Source organism: Mesorhizobium sp. M0626, assembly GCF_040320665.1.
Taxonomy (GTDB): domain Bacteria; phylum Pseudomonadota; class Alphaproteobacteria; order Rhizobiales; family Rhizobiaceae; genus Mesorhizobium.
On the sequence record NZ_JAMYQD010000005.1, the window covers coordinates 187,728 to 205,458 of the forward strand.

Below are 17,731 nucleotides of genomic sequence, written 5' to 3' on the forward strand. Positions count from 1 at the left end.
ATTCGAGGTGCGCCGGGTTTATGGCGGGAAATGGGCAATTTGGTCGGCGGGGCTGTAGCGCGGGGGTTGGTCTGGAACTGTTGCCAAAACGTCACAATTACGAGAGGTGAAAGTGATGCGACGGATTTGCAACGCTGGCGCCTGTCGGCACGACACGGCGCTGTTCTCCAAAAGAAAAGGCCGGGCAGTGCCCGGCCTTTTGTCTTCAATTTGAAAGGCTTACCACTTCACCTTCAACGAGGTCGAAACTGCGGAGACCAGATCGTTGCCGAAGTCTGCTGTGTAATCTGTACCGTAGGTGACGCCATCTTCGCCCACGACTGGATGGATCGATCCGCTCGTAAGAACACCCAGTGCCCCACCAAGACGTACCTCGATGTTCTGGGTCGGCGTGTAAGCCACGCCACCGCTGACCGTCCAGGTATCGGTCTGAGCGCTGAGGCCCGTGCTGGTGCCACGATCCCAGGTCAGAACGGCAGCGCCGCTCCACTGATCATTGAACTTGTGGCCAATGCCGCCGGAAACCGTCCAGCCATCACGATAGAGCAGATCAAGCGACGTGGCCCGGTAATCGCTGGTAGTCGAGCACTCTGGAGAGCCCACCGGGCAAAACGGAATGCTCTGCAGGACGCTCCAGTTGACCCACTTGACGGATCCAAAAGCCAGCCATCCTGGCGCGATGCCGGACTGCAGTTTCAGTTCCAAAGAGTCGGGCACCTGAGAAGATCCGGAGACGTCCGTTACCTTGCCCAAAAGCGGGTTGCCCGGAAGAGGAACCTCGGTCAGATCGAGCGTTCCGTCCAAATTATTGAGCTTGACCGCCGAGTTGTACACTAGGCTGGCGCGCAGCGCGATATCCGGAATCTCGTACGCAATACCAGCGCGCCATCCATAACCGTCGCCCTTGAGATCGAGACGGCCTATGCCGGTACCGATGCCAAGCAACCCTGGAATTGGCGACACCAACTGTTCCTTGTAGCCCGAGACGTCCTCGTGGAACACGCCACCGATGAAACGAAACTGTCCTTTGCCCAGATCCATCTTGTACGAGCAGGTTCCGCCTACAGCTTCACTCTTGACCTTGGTGACGACATTGCCGTTCGCGCCGGCCCAATTGGCGCCGGGATTGCTATACGCACCGATCGGTTGGCCGTAGTCGATAAGGCAATCGACGGGGCCTACACCAGCCTTGAAGCCGACGCTCGGTACCCAATAGCTTTCGGTATCACGGGCGCTGCTGGAGTATCCCATGGCGCTAAGATCGCTACCACCTGTAAGCGGGTTCGGATCTATGTCCTTCACATTCTTCAGGTCGCGTTGCGGCATCACATAGGTGCCGGTAACCTCGCCCGTGACCTGCGCCGGATCGAACAGCAGATCGATGTCATAGCCGCCGCGCTCCAGACCGCCGGCATGTACGGAACCGATCAGGCCCAGCGAAAAACACCCCGCCCCCAGCAGTGTTTTCAAACGCAAATTGTTCATGAATGTCCTCCCCGAAATTCCAGTGCGTCAAGCTAGAACCAATTCGGGTTAACGGTGCAACAATGAATTGAAATAGCGTACATGTACGCACTTGCGGAACGCATTTGGACAAAGTGGCGCGCCGCGCAAGCATGCCGGAAAATGGCCATTTGAGCGGCAATCGGCGCAAAAAATCATGAAAAACCGCTCTAAACAGTATAAAACCCGGCTGTTTTACCGGCATTAGGCCCCATTGTTACATTATGGCAACAATGGGGCGCAAACTTTCCGTTTACGTCAACATTAACGTTACGGAATGCCTGTTTTTCTGGCACAAGACCTGCCTTGACGCTGTTCCCAGGCATCGCGAATCCGGCGCTCAGCCGGCGTCGCGCACCCGGGTCAACGCCACCGAAAGCTTCTCCTGCTGATCACGGTATTCCGCGAGTTTTTCGCGATCGGCCGCGACGATCTCTTCCGGCGCGCTGGCGACGAACCGTTCGTTCGACAGCTTCTTGTGCAGCCGCGCGATTTCCTCGGTCACCTTGGCCAGTTCCTTCTGCAGCCGCGCCGCCTCGGCGGACAGATCGATCAGGCTGCCGAGCGGCAGGCAGATCGTCGCCTCGTTGAGCACGATCTGGGCCGAGCCCTTGGGTGCGGCGTCCTGCTGCGAGATGTCGCCGACCCGCGCCAGCCGCTTGATGGCGGACGCATGGCGTTCCAGCCTCTGGTGAGTCTCGGCGCTGGCGCCGACCACCACCAGCGGCGCGATCGCCGCCGGCGGCACGTTCATTTCAGAGCGCACGGAGCGAATACCGGAGACCAGATCGACCAGCCAGTTGATGTCGGCGGCTGCATCGGCGTCCTCGAAGTCGGGCGACGGCCAGGCGGCGTGGCACAGCAGCGTTGCGCGCGTCCTGCCCTCACCTGCCGTCTGCGCCCACAGCTCCTCCGTCATGAACGGCATCATGGGGTGAAGCAGCTTGTAGATCTCGTCGAGCACGAAGGCGACGCAGGCGCGGCTTTCGGCTTTGGCCGCCTCGTCAGTGCCCATGAACACCGGCTTGAGCAGTTCGAGATACCAGTCGCAGAACAGGTTCCAGACGAAGCGGTAGGCAGCCGCTGCCGCCTCGTTGAAGCGGTATGAGGTGATGCCCTCGGTGATCGCGTGCGACGCCCGGGTCAATTCGGTCAGGATCCAGCGGTTGACCGGCAGCTTGGCGTCGTTCAGCCAGAAATCGTCATTGCGCGCGACCTCGTTCATCTCGGCAAAGCGTGTCGCGTTCCACAGCTTGGTGCCGAAATTGCGGTAGCCGGCGATGCGCGCCGGATCGAGTTTCACGTCGCGCCCCTGCGCCGCCATCACCGTCAGCGTGAAGCGCAGTGCATCGGCGCCAAACTCGTCGATGAGGTCGAGCGGATCGATGACGTTGCCTTTCGACTTCGACATCTTCTGCCCGTTCTTGTCGCGCACCAGCGCATGCACATAGACGGTGTGGAACGGCTCCTCGTGCATGAAATGCAGGCCCATCATCATCATCCGGGCGACCCAGAAGAAGATGATGTCGAAACCGGTCACCAGCACGTCGGTCTGGTAATAGGTCTTCAGCTCCGGCGTGTGATCCGGCCAGCCCAGTGTCGAGAACGGCCACAGTGCGGACGAGAACCAGGTGTCGAGCACATCCTCGTCGCGGCTCAGGATTTCGCCCGGCTTGAAGGTCTCGAGCTTGTCCTCGACCCAGGCCTTCCACGGGCCTTCCAGCGCCAGATAATATTCAATCGCGGCGCCCAGCGCCTCTTCCTCGGTCTTCTCGACGAAGACGCGGCCGTCCGGCCCGTACCAGGCCGGGATCTGATGACCCCACCACAGCTGGCGTGAAATACACCAGGGCTGAATGTTCTCCATCCAGTCAAAATAGGTCTTTTCCCAGTTCTTCGGCACGAAGTTGGTACGGCCTTCACGCACCGATGCGATCGCCGGCTTGGCGAGCTCGGCGGCGTTTGCATACCACTGCTCGGTCAGAAACGGCTCGATCGGCACGCCGCCGCGGTCGCCATGCGGCACGGCGTGGCGGTGCGGCTCGATCTTGTCGAGGAAGCCGCCGGTCTCCATCAGCTCGACGATTTTCTTGCGCGCGACGAAACGGTCGAGACCGTCGAGCTCGTCCCAGACGGCCTGACGCTCCGGCGTCACGTCGAGCCCGGCGAGAAAATCCTCATTATCCCTGAGCGTTATTGCCGCCTCGATGGTCAGGATGTTGATCGCCGGCAGCCTGTGGCGCTTGCCGACCTCGAAATCGTTGAAGTCGTGCGCCGGCGTGATCTTGACCGCGCCGGAACCCTTTTCCGGGTCGGAATACTCGTCAGCCACAACCGGGATTTTCCGGCCGACGATCGGCAGCACGACATTTTTCCCGACCAGATGCCGGTAGCGCTCGTCGTCCGGGTGCACGGCAACCGCCGTATCGCCAAGCATCGTCTCGGGCCGTGTCGTCGCCACGGTAATGAAGGTCGCCGAATTTTCCGGATCGAAAGTCTCGCCTTCGATCGGATAGCGGAAGTGCCAGAGATTGCCGTTGATCTCCTGGGGCTCGACCTCCAGGTCGGAGATCGCCGTCAACAGCTTCGGGTCCCAGTTCACAAGGCGCTTGTCCTTGTAGATCAGCCCTTCCTTGTAGAGGCTGACGAATACTTCGAGCACGGCCTTGGACAGGCCTTCATCCATGGTAAAACGTTCGCGCGACCAGTCCGCCGAGGCGCCGAGCCGCTTCAGCTGGTTGAAAATGGCGCCGCCGGACTCGGCCTTCCACTCCCAGACCTTGTCGATGAACTGTTCGCGGGTAAGATCGCGGCGATGTATCTGCTTTTCCATCAGCTGGCGTTCGACCACCATCTGCGTGGCGATGCCGGCATGGTCCATGCCGGGCTGCCACAGCACGTTCTTGCCGCGCATGCGCTCGAAGCGCACGAGTATGTCCTGTAGCGTGTTGTTGAGTGCGTGGCCCATATGCAGCGAGCCGGTGACGTTGGGCGGCGGGATGACGATGGTGAAGGCCTCCGCCCCCTCCTCGGCGCCGGCGCCGGCGCGAAATGCGTCCGCCTCTTCCCAGATTTTGGCGATCTTGGGCTCGACGGTCTTGGCGTCGTAGGTCTTTTCAAGCATGGGAAAGTGGTCCGCGCGGTCGGGAGTTTTGCTGACCCGGTGTAAATCGGAAGGTTTTGGCCAAGTCAACCGCGAGGGCTGCCTCAGTCCTTCAACGCAAATAGGCGGGGCCCTGGTCATTTCAACGGGAAGGCCATGCCTGCACCTTCATCGTCAGCGATCCCGACGGTAACCTGATCGTGTTCGCGACATCGGCCGGAAGCTGGCCTGCAGCGAAAGCTCCGCCCGAAGGCGGCGCTTTAATCCGGAACGGGCTGTGGTAATGCCTACTGCGCGCCGCGCGCGACGCGCTCGATTTCTTCGCGTACCAGGCGCTCGACCAGCGTCGGAAGGTTGTTGTCCAGCCAGTCCTGCAGCATCGGCCGCAGCATCTCCTCGGCCATCTCGTCGAAGGTCTTCTTGCTGCGGCTGGCAAAGGCGTCGGAGAGCTCGCCGAAGGCCGCAGCGACCTGCCGTCCCGTATGTTCCGAAACGATCGCCGGCCGAACCGGAGTTGTATCGGCCGGGCGCGCGTGCTCGCTGCGCGAAGGATGAGGCTCGAAAGCCGGCTCGGCAGCGAGATCGTCTTCGAAAGCCTCGACCTCCGCGATTGCTGCCTGCCGATTTTCAGTCTCTGGCTGCCTGATCTCCGGCTGCCTGATCTCGGGCCGCCGTACTGTGTCAGCCGGTTTTGCCTGATTGCCAACGGCCGCGATTTCGCGGCGCCAATCCGTGACGATCGAGTCGGTGGTTTCCGCCTTTGCCCGCACTGCAACTTCTGCCCTGACGGCGGGAGCTGGCTCACTGGCTATCCTGGCGCTTACTTCCGCCAATGTCATCGGAGCATGCGCGGGTGGCGCGGCGGTCGTGGCATTTGCCGCAATGGCCGGCTTCACTGGCGACGGCTCGGAGCGCGGCTCCAGCCGCGCAACCACCGGCTCGGCCAGTTGGGCCTGCACCTCGGCCAGCGTCACCGGCTTCTTGCTTTCGGTCGAGCTGTGCAATTCGCTGCGGAAGGCCTCGACATCCGAAACAGGTCCGGCGGCCGGCACAACGTCCTGGCGCAACTCATCCGCGTCGCCCGGCAGCTTGCGGCCTGTGTCGCTGTCTTCGATGATCCTCCTGATGGAAGCCAGTATTTCTTCCATGGAAGGTTCGCGCTGTGCGCTGCTTGCCGTCGCCATCGTCACATCCGCCGCCCCCGCGCATGATCCCGAAAATCGATCTTCGATTTTCGAAGAGGATCAGGCGCAAAATCAAAGTTCTACAGCCTCCTTTGCGCATCCATCGGACGCGTGGCGCTGCAGTGACCCGTTCCTGGATTCCTGTCCGGCAAAGCCGGATACGAATCATGGCGACAGCGTAGCCGACGGATCGCCATCCGAGAATCCCCAATCTCGGAAGACGCCGGATTTCAACAATTTAGGCTACAAAAGACAAACGCCGCGCATCCTTGGGAAGCGCGGCGCTACGATACTTTCAATCTTGGCGGGATTTGAACCGCTCAGTCGCGATCAACGACCGTCCGGCGTACGCAGCCCGATCCATTTGTCCTTGACGGCTCTGTAGTGCTCTTCAGGCTTGTACTTCACCACATTCAACGCCAGGCGATCGGCCGACAGGCGGCCCATGGCCGACAGGATGGCGTAGCTCGCTACAACCACATCGCGCTCGGAGCTGGCGAGGTCGATCTTTGCCGAGATGACGGCGTTCTGGGCATTCAACACGTCGAGCGTGGTGCGCTGTCCGACATTGCGCTCCTCGATGACGCCGTTGAGCGCCAACTGTGCGGCCGCGATCACCTGCCGATTAGCGTCGACGCTTTCACGCGCTGCGATGTATTGCGTCCATGCCGAGGTCACGGCCTGGCGCACCGAGTCACGGCTGACATCCACCTCGATGCGAGCCTGGCTGAGCGATTCCTTCGACTGACGAACGAGTGCGGAGGTACGGCCGCCCGAATAGATCGGAACGGTCAGCGTCGCGCCGACGGTGGCGGCATTGGAATCGCCGTCCGAATCCCCCGCGCCAGGTACGGTATTTTGATAGACATGGGAAAGGCCGGCACTGGCAGTCAACTGCGGCAGCAACGCACCCTCCTGCGTCTTTACATCAAATCCGGCTGCATCGACGGAATGTAGGGCGGCCAGGATGGCCGGATGCTCGTTCGATGCAATGCCGATCGCCGCCTCGAGACTCCTCGGCAACAGCTTCGCCAACGGCGACGCGGCCTTGAGCTTGCCCGGCTCGTCACCGACGATCTGATGATAGGTTGCCGCACTGGCCAGAGCCTGCGCACGGGCAGCACTCAATTGCGCCACCGCGGCCGAACGCGACGCGTCGGCCTGCGCCACATCGGTGCGCGTGCCCTCGCCGACCTCGAAGCGCGAGCGTGCCGCGCGCGCCTGCTCGGTCAGGAACTGCAGATTCTGTTCGGTCAGCACCGCCACCTGGCGGTCGCGAATCACGTCCATATAGGCGCTCGCCGCGTTGAACAGCGTGTTCTCTTCGGTGTTGCGCAGGCCCTCGACCGAGGCCCTCACCTGTGCAGCGGCCGACGCGACCCTGTTCTTGGTCTGGAAGCCGTCGAACAGCGTCTGATCAATCCGAACGCCGAAGCTGCCGGTGGTCAATGCCAGGCTCGCGTTCCTGCCGTTCAGGTGCCTGGAGGTGTAATCGATATCAGCCGAACCAGTGATCACCGGGCGATAGCCCGACTTGGCGATCGCCACGCCCTCATCGGTGACGCGCACGCCGGCACGGGCCGAATTCAGCGAGGAATTGTTCTGGTAGGCCTTGGAAAGCGCGCCGAGAATGGTTTCCGCCGAGGCGGCTATCGGCGAAAGCGCTGTCGCGGAAATGAGGACAGTAACAAACAAACTCTTGGCTAAGGACGGCACTTTATATCCCTCATTCGTTTTGCACGGGAACCACGCCACGCCAGCCCATCCCTAGGGATCGGCCAGCGCCGCGTCGATGTATCGTTCCCCCGCTGACAGCCTCCCGAAACCCCGGTTAACCAATCAGCAACGATTGTTCAATCGCAAGCCAACATGACAGAGTCTTTGCTGCAAGGCAAAATCACTTAGAACTCGAAGGCATGAATGCGTTCAAATCCGGGTAGTGGCTTAATTGCCGCATTAAATGCCCGTCTTCCGGTTACAACCCCCCCTGCATTGAAAAAGAGCCGGGCTACGCCCGCATTGCCCTGCCCTTCCACAGCCACCAGCCGGCCGCCTTCGGCAAGCTGGTCAAGCAGCGCCGCAGGCACTTTCTCGACGCTGCCGCCGATGAGAATCACATTGTAGGGCGCCTTGGCGGCATGACCTTGCGGCAGTGGGCCGGTGACCACGGTGACGTTATCGCAGCCCTGCGCCGAAAGCGCCGCTTTGGCTGCTTCCGCCAGTGTGGTATCGCTTTCCAGCGCCACGACGGATTTGGCCAGCCTGGACAGCAGCGCCGCGGAATAACCGGTGCCGCAGCCGACATCGAGCACCGAATCGCCGGCGTCGATCTCGGCCAACTGCAAAAGCTTGGCCAGTGGCGACGGCTCCATGAGGTAGCGCGCACCGCTGCCATCGGCGCCGTCGGAGATGCGGATATCCTCGTCGATATAGGCGAGAGCCTGTTGGCCGGCCCCGACAAAGGCCTCGCGCGGCACGGCAAGCATGGCATCGAGCAATGCTGCGTCGGTCACATCGGTGGTGCGGACCTGGCCGTCGACCATCTTGACGCGAAGTTCGGAGAAATCAGCGCTCATGTCCCAACCAATCCGTCAAAAGCCAATGCGCTGAATGCGCTTGTCGCGCCGACACTGCGGCGCATTCGAACTCAAGCCCCCGGCATGCGGGAGTTGAAGCGATTGGAGGCCTCGCCCGGAATCGAACCGGGGTGCAAGGATTTGCAGTCCTCTGCGTAACCACTCCGCCACGAGGCCTCATCGCTCCCGGCGAGCGAACTCAATATGGTGGCAGCGAAAGGTCGTCAAGCGTCCGCGCGGCATTCCGGCGCGCTTTCCTCATCAGCCGCCGCAACGTGGTTCCCGAGCGATTTCAGCGCTTGGCGCACCGGCATATTGGCCGCTCCTCAAGCATGGCTGCGCGACCGGCGAAACTCGAACCCGCAGCTTTACGCAGCGGGTGCAAACTGGCTTTCACCGTAAACGCGCGGCTGACACCAGGGGCTGCCGTTCTCAAGGAGATATTCGAGGGGAAGGTCTGCGGGGGGGGTGGAAGCGAAGCGTCCACTGAACCGGGACCGCGCGCCATCGCTTTCAATTTGGCCGGCGACGCCGTTCCCACCAGACGACGAACCGGCGCCGCAGGCGGCGCACCGCGGCAAATTCGTAGGAAAGCACCAAAAGGCCGAGCGGAATCATCCAGAAGCCGAGAATCGGGAGGAAACCGAGAAGGCCGAAAAACACCAGCATGATACCGATGGCGATCCTCAGCCCGCGCGAGCGCGGCATGGTGAACTCGCGCCCGAACACCGAGATTTTCCGCGCCGGTGCCTGGTTTTCGTCTGCTGCAGTCATGTCGAAAGTCGATCCGGTTGCCTTCGATAAAGCCATATGCGCTAAAGGCTGCAATCGCCTTTCAGGTTCCGCCGACCAAGGTCCGACGGCGCCCAAGACGGCTCATATGTGGTGTCATCCGGCGATTGCCAGAAACCATTGGGTGAAAATGCGCTAAAAAATGCGAAATGCTTCTTTGCAAAGCCGAAAAGGGTTTGCTATAGGCTGCGCCACTCACATGAGAGCCTCTATTCCCCGGTAGCTCAGTGGTAGAGCAACCGGCTGTTAACCGGTTGGTCGCTGGTTCGAATCCGGCCCGGGGAGCCACCGCCTTTTCTAAGCCGTGGTGCGATCTTGTACACTACAGCGCCATTGTCCGCGCACTTCGGTCCGCTTAGCTTCTGCCAGAACGGCTGGTAACAGCTACGAAGCCGATCGAGGCAGTTTGGCGGGCATCGCGCCCCTGCCCTCGCCCGAAGGCAGCCTGATAACGCCCGGTATCATCTATGAAAATACCAAATCGGGAGGACGTTGGTGCAAACCAAGAAGATCATCAATGACGGCAATCGGGCCGTCGACGAGATGCTGGAAGGCATCCTGGCTGCGCATCCCCGCCATCTCAAAGCCGTTGACGGAAGCCCGCGCTCGATCATCGCCCGCGATGGACCGCGCCAAGGCAAGGTAGGCCTCGTCATTGGTGGCGGCTCGGGCCACGAGCCGAGTTTTCTCGGCTTCGTCGGCAAGGGGCTGGCCGACGCGGCGGCGATCGGCAATGTCTTCGCCTCTCCGCCGCCCGACCCGATCCTCGAATGCGCCAAGGCGGCGAGCGGCGGCGCCGGTGTGCTGTTCATGTACGGCAACTATGCCGGCGACGTCATGAATTTCGACATGGCGGCCGAGATGGCCGCGATGGACGACATCGAGGTGCGTACGGTGCTGAGCACCGACGACGTCGCTTCCGCGCCCGTTGGCGACAGGCACAAGCGGCGCGGTGTCGCAGGGAACTTCTTCATCTTCAAGGCGACAGGCGCCGCCTGCGACCGCATGTTGTCCTTCGATGAATGCGAACGCATTGCCGGGAAAGCCAACGACCACACCTTTACCATGGGCGTCGCATTGGCGCCCTGTTCGTTGCCGCAAACCCGCCGGCCGAATTTCGAGATCGGACCCGACGAGATGGAGATCGGCATGGGCATCCATGGCGAACCCGGCATCGCACGCGGAAAACTCAAAACAGCCGACGAGATCACCGACGAAATGCTGGACAGGATTCTCGCCGAGATGGCGCCGGCACGCGGCGAGAAGGTCGCCGTGCTGGTCAATTCGCTGGGTTCGACACCGCTGATGGAACTCTACATCATGAACCGGCGCGTGAAGCAGCGGCTTGACGATATCGGTGTATCCATTCACGCAAGCTGGGTCGGCAATTACTGCACCTCGCTCGAAATGGCCGGCGCTTCGATCACGCTGCACCACCTCGACGACGAGTTGCAAACGATGCTCGACCACCCTTGCGACTGCGCCATGTTTCGCGCCGGGTAAACTGGGGACGGCAAGGAACAACAGATGACGACAATCGACACCACCCGCCTTGCCGCGATGTTCGCGGCCATCGCCGACGCTATGTCAGCCGACCGGGATCGGTTGTGCGCGCTTGACGGGGTGATCGGCGATGCCGACCACGGCATTGCGATGGAGCTTGGATTTTCCGCGGCACGCGATGCGGTGGCCGCATTGGATACCGGCACCACCGATCCGACCATCTTGCTGAACACGGCGGCGAAGTCGTTCCTCAACGCCGTCGGCGCCTCCTCGGGCCCGCTCTATGCCACGGCATTCATGCGCGGCGCGGCCGCCGTCAAGGGCAAGGCGACGCTCGACGACGCCGACGCGGTCGCTATGTTCCAAGCGATGGCCAGAGGCATTCAGGATCGCGGCAAGGCCGAGCCTGGCGAAAAGACGATGATCGATGCGTGGGCGCCGGCCGCGACGGCTGCGGGCGAGGCACTGGCCGCCGGCAAGGGGCTGGCCGGCAGCCTCGCGGCTGCAGCCGAGGCGGCAAAGGCCGGCGCGGAGGCGACCAAGGCGATGATCGCCACCAAGGGCCGGGCCTCCCGCCTCGGCGAACGCTCGCTTGGCCATATGGATCCAGGCGCGGCGTCCGCCGTAACCGTCATCGAGGCGATGCGGATCGCCTTGACCGGCTAGGTCGGGAGCGGATCCTCAGCGCTTCGCGTCGAGCTTGTCGACAGCCTGCACGTTGGCGGCAGAGGGACCGTTCGGATCGAACTCCGAGGCCAGCCAGGCGTCGGCGATCGATTTGGCCAGTTCGGGGCCGATGACGCGCGCACCCATGGTGATGATCTGGGCATTGTTGGATTTCGCAGCGCGTTCCGCCGAATAGGTGTCGTGGGTTAGCGCGGCACGGATTCCGGGCACCTTGTTGGCCGAGATGCTGACGCCGATGCCGGTGCCGCAAAACAGGATGGCGCGGTCGTAATTGCCGTCGACAATTTCGTGGCCGACCGCAGCGGCAATATCGGCGTAGAATCCGGCCTGGCTGAGATCGACGACCTGCAGTTCTGGCTTGGTGGCGAGATGCTTGGCGATGACATCGAGCAGCGGCTTGCCGGCGCTGTCGGCTCCGAGTGCGATCTTCATGGCAATTAACTCCTTCGTTTTCGTGGTCAGCGCGCGATGGCGGCCGACGCCTTTTTGAGAATGTCGATATAGCCTTCCGCTTGCCATGCCGAGCGGCCGATGAACAGCCCATCGATATGCGGCTGGCCGATCAGTTCGGCCGCGTTGCCGGGATTGACGCTGCCGCCGTAGAGCACAAGCGGGGCGGTCGGCAACCGGGTTGCTGCGATCTGCTTGATCAGCGCCTGCTGCTTGTCGGCATAGTCGGCGCTGGCCGGGATGCCGTTTTCGCCGATCGCCCACACCGGTTCATAGGCAAACAGAATTTCCGCCGACAACTCATTGTTTGTGAGACCCTGCAGCGCGCCCAGAACCTGCGCGGTCAGGATTTCATCAGCGCGGCCGCCCTCGCGCTCGGCCAGCGTCTCGCCGACACAGATCAGCGGCACAAAGCCGTGCCTGACCGCCGCCGCCGTTTTCAGTCCTACGGTCCTGTCCGTCTCACCAAAATGCTCGCGGCGTTCGCTATGGCCGAGTTCGATCAGGTCGAGCCCGCAATCCCTCAGCATCACCGGCGAAATCTCGCCCGTCCAGGCACCGGCGTCGGCCCAATGCATGTTCTGGGCGCCAACCTTGACGCGGGTGTTGGCGAGCGCCGCCTTGACCTGCCGCACCGCGGTGAAGGGCGGAATGACGAAAGGCTGTATCGCCGGATCGAAGCCGGGCACGAAGGCAGCCAATGCCTCGGCGAACTGCAGCGCCTCCGCCAGCGTCTTGTTCATTTTCCAGCTCGTGCCGACCCAATATGGGGCCATTCTTCTCTCCTTCGATCCGAAATTCGGATGTTTCCGGCCAGCGCGCCGGCCTACGGGCCGGCGCTTTCCCTCAAGCGCGAGGCTTGAGACTTTCGCGGCCGCTGTCGATGTAAGGCGCCCAGAAATCCACCGACTCACGGATCATTGCAATAACCTGATGATCGACCGGTTCCCTCTCCCGGAAGGAAAGTTCAAGGCAGATTTCATTGTCGGTTCCGCCACCCGCCCGCACGGCGTCGAGCAGCTTCTGCGGGATGATGCGGCCATCCTTGTTGTAGGCGGCGGTGAACGGCCAGTGCCCGCCCTTGTTCATCGACGATTGCTTGATGTGGATGATCGGCGATTGCAACGGGAACGCTTTCGCCCAGGCATAGGGATCAGTGTCGTCAGGATTGGGCGAGGTCACGTCGCCATGGTCGATGTCGACCATCATCTGCATCGGGATCGGCAGCTTGGCCGCATCGATGGCGCCCTGCAATTCGACGCAGCTTTCGATCGTGTGGCCAAACTCGCGGCCGACCGACATCGGTTCCCAGAAAAGGTAGGTCAGGCCCGCCGCTTTGGCGTGCTCGGCCACTTCGCGCCAGCATTCGAGCGCGATGCCGAGAAGCGCCGCGCGCCGCTGCGGATCGTCAAAATCCTTGTAGGTGAATATGGCGAACTGCGTGCCCATGCCCGACGCGCCGAGTTCGGCGGAGATGTCGGCGAAGGTCTTGAACCAATCGACATAATAGCGGCGCACATCCGCGTCCGGATGGCCGAAATGATTGAGCCGGCCATAGGGACCGGTCATACCCGAAGTGATCCGCACGCCGGTCCGCGCCAGGGCGCTGTTGAACAGGCGAACGAACTTGGCGATCGTTGCCGCCGGCCAGCCCGGATTGACGAATTCATGCGTCAGTTGCACGTCGCGGATGCCGATGCCATAGGCAATGGCGTCGATCAGATCGTCGGGATCGGCGAAGCGATTGACCAGCGGGTTGGTGTTCAGCGAAAGCGTGAAGGCCATCAGTTCACCGCCGCCATTGTCTTTGTGCACCAGTCTTCGAATGTTTTCCGCTCGGCCGCATTGATATGCAGCCCGTGTTTGGTCCGGCGTTCGAGAACGTCGGCGGCGGTCATCGCCCATTCGGTCTCGAACAGGAAGACAGCTTCGAGCTCATAGAAATCCGGGCCGAAACGACGGCCGAGATCGGCTTCGCCTTTTACGCCTTTCAGCAAGGCGCGCGTGCGCGTGCCGTAGCTGCGGGCATAGTGCTTCACCAGCGACGGGCTAAGCCACGAAAACTCGGCGTGCAGATCGCCCAGGAACTGCTCGAAATCCGCGTTGGGCAGGTCGCCTCCCGGCAGGGGAATTTTGGCTGTCCAGGCCTTCTTCATGGTCGGAAAGAAGGGCTGGATCTTTTCCAGCGCATGTTCGGACAGTTTGCGGAAGGTGGTGATCTTGCCGCCGAACACAGAAAGCAGCGGCGCGCCACCGTTCGGGGCGTCGAGTTCGAAGATGTAGTCGCGCGTCACCGCGCTCGGGTTGTCGGCATTGTCGTCATAGAGCGGACGCACGCCCGAGAAACTGTAGACCACGTCTTGCGCGGTCAGCTGCCGCTTGAAGTAGCGATTGACCACCTTGATCAGATAATTGATCTCGCTTGCCTCGGCGGCCACTTCTTCGGGCCGACCTTCATAAGGAATGTCGGTGGTGCCGATCAGCGCCAGATCGTTCTCATACGGGTTGACGAAGATCACCCGCTTGTCGTTGTTCTGGATGAGATAGGCCTGCCGTCCCTCCCAGAATTTCGGCACGACGATATGGCTTCCTTTCACCAAGCGAACGTTGCGGGTGGAATTCTGTCCAGCGACGCGGCTGACGATGTCATTCACCCATGGCCCGGCCGCGTTGACCAACCCGCGTGCGCGGGCCCTCGTCACAGCACCCGTGCGGCCATCCTGCATGTCGATCGACCACAGGCCGCCTTCGCGCCTGGCAGCAATACAGGCCGTGCGCGTGAAGACTTTTGCGCCACGCTGACTGGCGTCGAGCGCATTGAGCAACACCAGCCGTGCATCATCGACCCAGCAGTCCGAATATTCGAAGCCTCGTTTGAATTCATCCTTGATCGGCGCTCCTTCCGGCGCGGTTCTCAAATTCAGCGTCCTCGTTCCCGGCAGGCGCTTGCGGCCGCCAAGATGGTCGTAGAGAAACAGCCCGAGCCGGACCAGCCATGCCGGCCTGTCTTCGGGGCTGTGCGGCAGCACGAAGCGCATCGGCCAGATGATGTGCGGCGCCGCCTCAAGCAGCACCTCGCGCTCGATCAGCGCCTCGCGCACCAGCCGGAACTCGTAGTACTCGAGATAGCGCAGGCCCCCATGCACCAGCTTGCCGGAACGCGAGCTGGTGCCTTGCGCCAGATCGTCCTTCTCGCACAGGATGACCGACAGCCCGCGACCCGCGGCATCGCGCGCTATACCGGCGCCGTTGACGCCACCGCCGATCACGAAGAGATCGACAATATCCGTTGTATCGCTCAAGACTTAGCTCCTGTGCGGTGCGCCATCGATTTCCACACCGGATGCAGCGCCTGACGCGCCGCGACAAAGGACGGAAACAGCGCATCGTAGGTTTGCGAAAGCGCCTCGTCATAGGCGTCGCATTCGCCCAGCAGCGGCGTCACCCACTCGGCGCAGCAAACATCCATCGAGCGATAGACGCCAAGCCTGACCGCGGCCATCATCGCCGCACCCGCGGCGCCGGCTTCCTGGCGGCTGCTGGTCCTGACTTGCGCGCGGGTCGCCGCAGCGACGATACGGCGCAGCGACGGGCTGCGCGCGGCGCCGCCAGACAGGCGGATTTCGCCGGGCACGCTGCCCATGGCCTGGTAGCAATCGCGGGCCGCGAAGGCCAATCCTTCGAGAACTGCGCGCGCCAGATCGCCAAAACCGTGCTTGACCGAGAGGCCGATGAAGCCCGCGCGTGCGTCGGGGTCAACGAACGGTCCGCGTTCGCCGGCAAGCGAGATATAGGGCTGATAGACCAGCGATCCCGGCTCCGATCCCTCGACCCAGACATCGAGCGCTTTCAGCAGCTCGTCGCGCGAAGGTTTTGCGCCGCTGGCGGTCAGCACGTCGCGCGCCAGGCCAAGCAGCCAGTCGATGTTGAGCGTCGCCGCCATGTTGGATTGCAGTTGCGCATACGCGCCAGGAACCGGCATGGCGATCGTGTAGCCTGATGCATCGTCGTTGAGAACGACGTCGTCGGCAGTGCGCGCCAGGCGTGTGTGGATGCCGGTCGAGCCGATGACCGTGCAGCCGACATTGCCGCTTGGATCATAGAGGCCGGCGCCAAGCGCGGTGCTGACCATGTCGACATAGCCCAGCACCACCGGCGTGCCCTCAAGCAGGCCGGTCTCATTTGCTGCCGACGCAGAAAGCGGATGATGGTCGGTCGTGCCTTCGAGCATTGGCGGCAGCAGCCGGCGGTGCGACGTCAGATCGAGAATGTCGAGCACCTCGTCGGAATAGCTGCGCGAGCGGAAATCGCCGAAGGTGAATGTTCCCTCCGAAGGATCGGTGGCGCGCTCGCCGGTCATCTTGAAATAGAGCCAATCCTTGCAGTGAAAGGCATTGGCGGCGCGCTCCAGGATTTCCGGGCTGTTTTTCTTCAGCCAGCTGAGCTGAGCGCCCTGCTGGCAGGCGTTGAGCCCGGTGCCGGTGATCGCGAACCGCGTGCGATCCCGGGGATCGCCGCGCATCTCGTCCACCAGATGTCCGGCGCGCGCATCGAGCCAGAGCCAGGCGCGCCCGACCGGCATGCCGTCGCCATCGATCAGCCAGCTGCCGTCGCCCTGCCCGGTGACCGCGACGGCCGCGGTTCGCCGCGCGAGGTCTGGAATTTTCGTCGCCAGATCGAGAACGGTCAGCACCATGTCGCGCCAGGTCTGATCAAGGTCCTGCTCGGCGCCGCCGCCTTCCAGCGTGACGAAGCTGTTGGTCACCGACGCCATGGCAAGCTGCCGCCCCGAGAGATCGAAAGCGACCGATTTGATCACGGACGTTCCCGCGTCGATCCCGATCAGCAGGTCTTTCATGCCGCACGTTCCGGATGGTTATGAAGGCAATTCACAAGGAGCAGTCTTTATTGTCTGGAGCCGTGGAAGAGCCAGGGAGTGTCCGCAAAGGACACCCCCTGAGCACGTTTTATTCCGACAGCACGAAGGGTGCGGTGTACTTGTCCACATTGTCCTTGGTGATGAGCAGGCAATCGAACAGCTGCTTCTCGCTGGTGGCGCCGGTAGCGCCCGACTTGATGAACGAGTCGGCCTGCTGCACAGCCTTGGCCGAGAAGATGGCCACCGGCTGAAGCACGGTGTACTGCAGTTCGCCGGACTTGATGGCCGCAACCGCATCCGGGGAACCGTCAAAGCCGCCGACCTTGATGCCGGCGAGCTTGCCAGCTTCCTTCAGCGCCGCAACCGCGCCAAGCGCCATTTCATCGTTGCCGCTGATCACGGCGATGATGTCGGGATTGGCCTGCAGCATGCTCTGCATCTTGTCATGGCCCTGGGTACGATCCCAGTTGGCGACCTGCGAAGCGGCCTTTTCGAGATCCGGATACTGGCTGAGCACAGTCGCGTAGCCGTTCGAGCGCGTGGCGGCGTTGTTGTCCGACGGGGCGCCGAGCAGTTCGACATACTTGCCCTTTTCACCGACCGCCTGCACCCACTGCTGGGCACCGAGAGCCGCACCCTGGGCGTTGTTGGAGACGAGCTGTCCCTTGGCAAGACCTTCCTGGTTGATCTCGGCATTGACGAGGAAAACCGGGATGTTGGCGGCAATCGCCTTCTTCACCGCGCCGACCGAACCATCGGCATTGGCCGGGTCGAGGATGATCGCCACCGACTTGTTGGTGATGGCGGTGTCGATCAGATTGCTTTCGGTATTGGTGTCGCCCTTGTGGGCGGCGACGTTGGCTGTATAGCCAAGCTTTTCGGCTTCGGCCTTGGCAACGTTGCCTTCGGTCAGCCAGTAGGGGTTGGCCGGATCGTTGACGATGATCGAGATCAGGCCCGCGGCCGATGCGGCTGCGCTAAACCCGACCACCATCGCGGCGGCAAGCAAACTTCTAAGCACGATTTTCATGTACATTCCTCCAATGATTTTACG

The 17,731-nt window shown here is 62.1% G+C and carries 14 protein-coding genes and 2 tRNA genes; 3 read left to right on the plus strand and 13 right to left on the minus strand.

The window, feature by feature from the left end; translation table 11 throughout:
• Positions 1-219 precede the first annotated feature (219 nt).
• The 7 genes from NKI37_RS08070 to NKI37_RS08100 form a co-directional block, all read right to left on the minus strand.
• Positions 220-1,485, minus strand: a complete 1,266-nt coding sequence (locus NKI37_RS08070) for an OmpP1/FadL family transporter (RefSeq protein ID WP_023691098.1) — start codon at positions 1,483-1,485, stop codon at positions 220-222.
• Positions 1,486-1,843: 358 nt separating this feature from the next.
• Positions 1,844-4,627, minus strand: coding sequence for a valine--tRNA ligase (locus NKI37_RS08075; protein ID WP_352787257.1), 2,784 nt, complete (start codon positions 4,625-4,627; stop codon positions 1,844-1,846).
• 266 nt (positions 4,628-4,893) lie between these two features.
• Positions 4,894-5,790, minus strand: coding sequence for a PopZ family protein (locus NKI37_RS08080; protein WP_023691096.1), 897 nt, complete (start codon positions 5,788-5,790; stop codon positions 4,894-4,896).
• A 330-nt stretch (positions 5,791-6,120) separates the two neighbouring features.
• Positions 6,121-7,506 (minus strand): TolC family outer membrane protein, encoded by a 1,386-nt coding sequence (locus tag NKI37_RS08085; RefSeq protein WP_023691095.1) that lies wholly within the window; start codon positions 7,504-7,506, stop codon positions 6,121-6,123.
• 185 nt (positions 7,507-7,691) lie between these two features.
• Positions 7,692-8,366, minus strand: coding sequence for a protein-L-isoaspartate O-methyltransferase family protein (locus NKI37_RS08090; RefSeq protein WP_023667707.1), 675 nt, complete (start codon positions 8,364-8,366; stop codon positions 7,692-7,694).
• Between the two features lie 103 nt (positions 8,367-8,469).
• A tRNA-Cys gene (locus NKI37_RS08095) sits at positions 8,470-8,543 on the minus strand.
• Between the two features lie 336 nt (positions 8,544-8,879).
• Positions 8,880-9,140, minus strand: a complete 261-nt coding sequence (locus tag NKI37_RS08100) for a PGPGW domain-containing protein (protein WP_023667708.1) — start codon at positions 9,138-9,140, stop codon at positions 8,880-8,882.
• 231 nt (positions 9,141-9,371) lie between these two features.
• On the opposite strand from NKI37_RS08100, the gene NKI37_RS08105 reads away from it, so the two are divergent.
• The 3 genes from NKI37_RS08105 to dhaL all read left to right on the plus strand — a co-directional run bounded on the left by NKI37_RS08105 (position 9,372) and on the right by dhaL (position 11,327).
• Positions 9,372-9,446: transfer RNA gene (locus NKI37_RS08105), tRNA-Asn, on the plus strand.
• A 207-nt stretch (positions 9,447-9,653) separates the two neighbouring features.
• Complete coding sequence (locus NKI37_RS08110) at positions 9,654-10,661, plus strand: dihydroxyacetone kinase subunit DhaK (protein WP_023691092.1); 1,008 nt, start codon at positions 9,654-9,656, stop codon at positions 10,659-10,661.
• 24 nt (positions 10,662-10,685) lie between these two features.
• Positions 10,686-11,327: a dihydroxyacetone kinase subunit DhaL gene (dhaL, locus tag NKI37_RS08115; RefSeq protein WP_023706016.1), complete on the plus strand. Its 642-nt coding sequence runs from the start codon at positions 10,686-10,688 to the stop codon at positions 11,325-11,327.
• A 15-nt stretch (positions 11,328-11,342) separates the two neighbouring features.
• On the opposite strand, the gene derI is transcribed toward dhaL, so the two are convergent.
• The 6 genes from derI to NKI37_RS08145 all read right to left on the minus strand — a co-directional run bounded on the left by derI (position 11,343) and on the right by NKI37_RS08145 (position 17,707).
• Entirely contained in the window at positions 11,343-11,780 is a 438-nt protein-coding gene (gene derI / locus NKI37_RS08120; protein WP_023672592.1) for a D-erythrulose-4-phosphate isomerase, read from the minus strand.
• Positions 11,781-11,806: 26 nt separating this feature from the next.
• A complete protein-coding gene (locus NKI37_RS08125; RefSeq protein ID WP_023688202.1) occupies positions 11,807-12,574 on the minus strand; it encodes a triose-phosphate isomerase in 768 nt (255 codons plus the stop codon).
• A 70-nt stretch (positions 12,575-12,644) separates the two neighbouring features.
• Positions 12,645-13,583: a sugar phosphate isomerase/epimerase family protein gene (locus tag NKI37_RS08130; protein WP_023691090.1), complete on the minus strand. Its 939-nt coding sequence runs from the start codon at positions 13,581-13,583 to the stop codon at positions 12,645-12,647.
• On the minus strand, positions 13,583-15,100 hold the full coding sequence (locus NKI37_RS08135; protein WP_023691089.1) for a glycerol-3-phosphate dehydrogenase: 1,518 nt from the start codon (positions 15,098-15,100) through the stop codon (positions 13,583-13,585). Before NKI37_RS08135 ends, NKI37_RS08130 begins: the two co-directional genes overlap by 1 nt.
• The gene (locus NKI37_RS08140; RefSeq protein WP_023691088.1) at positions 15,097-16,656 is read right to left on the minus strand and encodes an FGGY-family carbohydrate kinase; all 1,560 of its coding nucleotides are present in this window, start codon (positions 16,654-16,656) and stop codon (positions 15,097-15,099) included. The genes NKI37_RS08135 and NKI37_RS08140 overlap by 4 nt, the downstream gene beginning before the upstream one ends.
• A 109-nt stretch (positions 16,657-16,765) precedes the next feature.
• The gene (locus NKI37_RS08145; protein ID WP_081725422.1) at positions 16,766-17,707 is read right to left on the minus strand and encodes a D-ribose ABC transporter substrate-binding protein; all 942 of its coding nucleotides are present in this window, start codon (positions 17,705-17,707) and stop codon (positions 16,766-16,768) included.
• Between the last annotated feature and the right edge of the window lie 24 nt (positions 17,708-17,731).

What these genes read in the sequence shown, in the direction of transcription:
- NKI37_RS08130 (WP_023691090.1), bottom strand. Translation starts at nt 13,583, where the DNA reads ATGGCCTTCACGCTTTCGCTGAACACCAACCCGCTGGTCAATCGCTTC.
- NKI37_RS08125 (WP_023688202.1), bottom strand. Translation starts at nt 12,574, where the DNA reads ATGGCCCCATATTGGGTCGGCACGAGCTGGAAAATGAACAAGACGCTG.
- NKI37_RS08090 (WP_023667707.1), bottom strand. Translation starts at nt 8,366, where the DNA reads ATGAGCGCTGATTTCTCCGAACTTCGCGTCAAGATGGTCGACGGCCAG.
- NKI37_RS08070 (WP_023691098.1), bottom strand. Translation starts at nt 1,485, where the DNA reads ATGAACAATTTGCGTTTGAAAACACTGCTGGGGGCGGGGTGTTTTTCG.
- derI (WP_023672592.1), bottom strand. Translation starts at nt 11,780, where the DNA reads ATGAAGATCGCACTCGGAGCCGACAGCGCCGGCAAGCCGCTGCTCGAT.
- NKI37_RS08075 (WP_352787257.1), bottom strand. Translation starts at nt 4,627, where the DNA reads ATGCTTGAAAAGACCTACGACGCCAAGACCGTCGAGCCCAAGATCGCC.
- NKI37_RS08100 (WP_023667708.1), bottom strand. Translation starts at nt 9,140, where the DNA reads ATGACTGCAGCAGACGAAAACCAGGCACCGGCGCGGAAAATCTCGGTG.
- NKI37_RS08080 (WP_023691096.1), bottom strand. Translation starts at nt 5,790, where the DNA reads ATGGCGACGGCAAGCAGCGCACAGCGCGAACCTTCCATGGAAGAAATA.
- NKI37_RS08140 (WP_023691088.1), bottom strand. Translation starts at nt 16,656, where the DNA reads ATGAAAGACCTGCTGATCGGGATCGACGCGGGAACGTCCGTGATCAAA.
- NKI37_RS08145 (WP_081725422.1), bottom strand. Translation starts at nt 17,707, where the DNA reads ATGAAAATCGTGCTTAGAAGTTTGCTTGCCGCCGCGATGGTGGTCGGG.
- dhaL (WP_023706016.1), top strand. Translation starts at nt 10,686, where the DNA reads ATGACGACAATCGACACCACCCGCCTTGCCGCGATGTTCGCGGCCATC.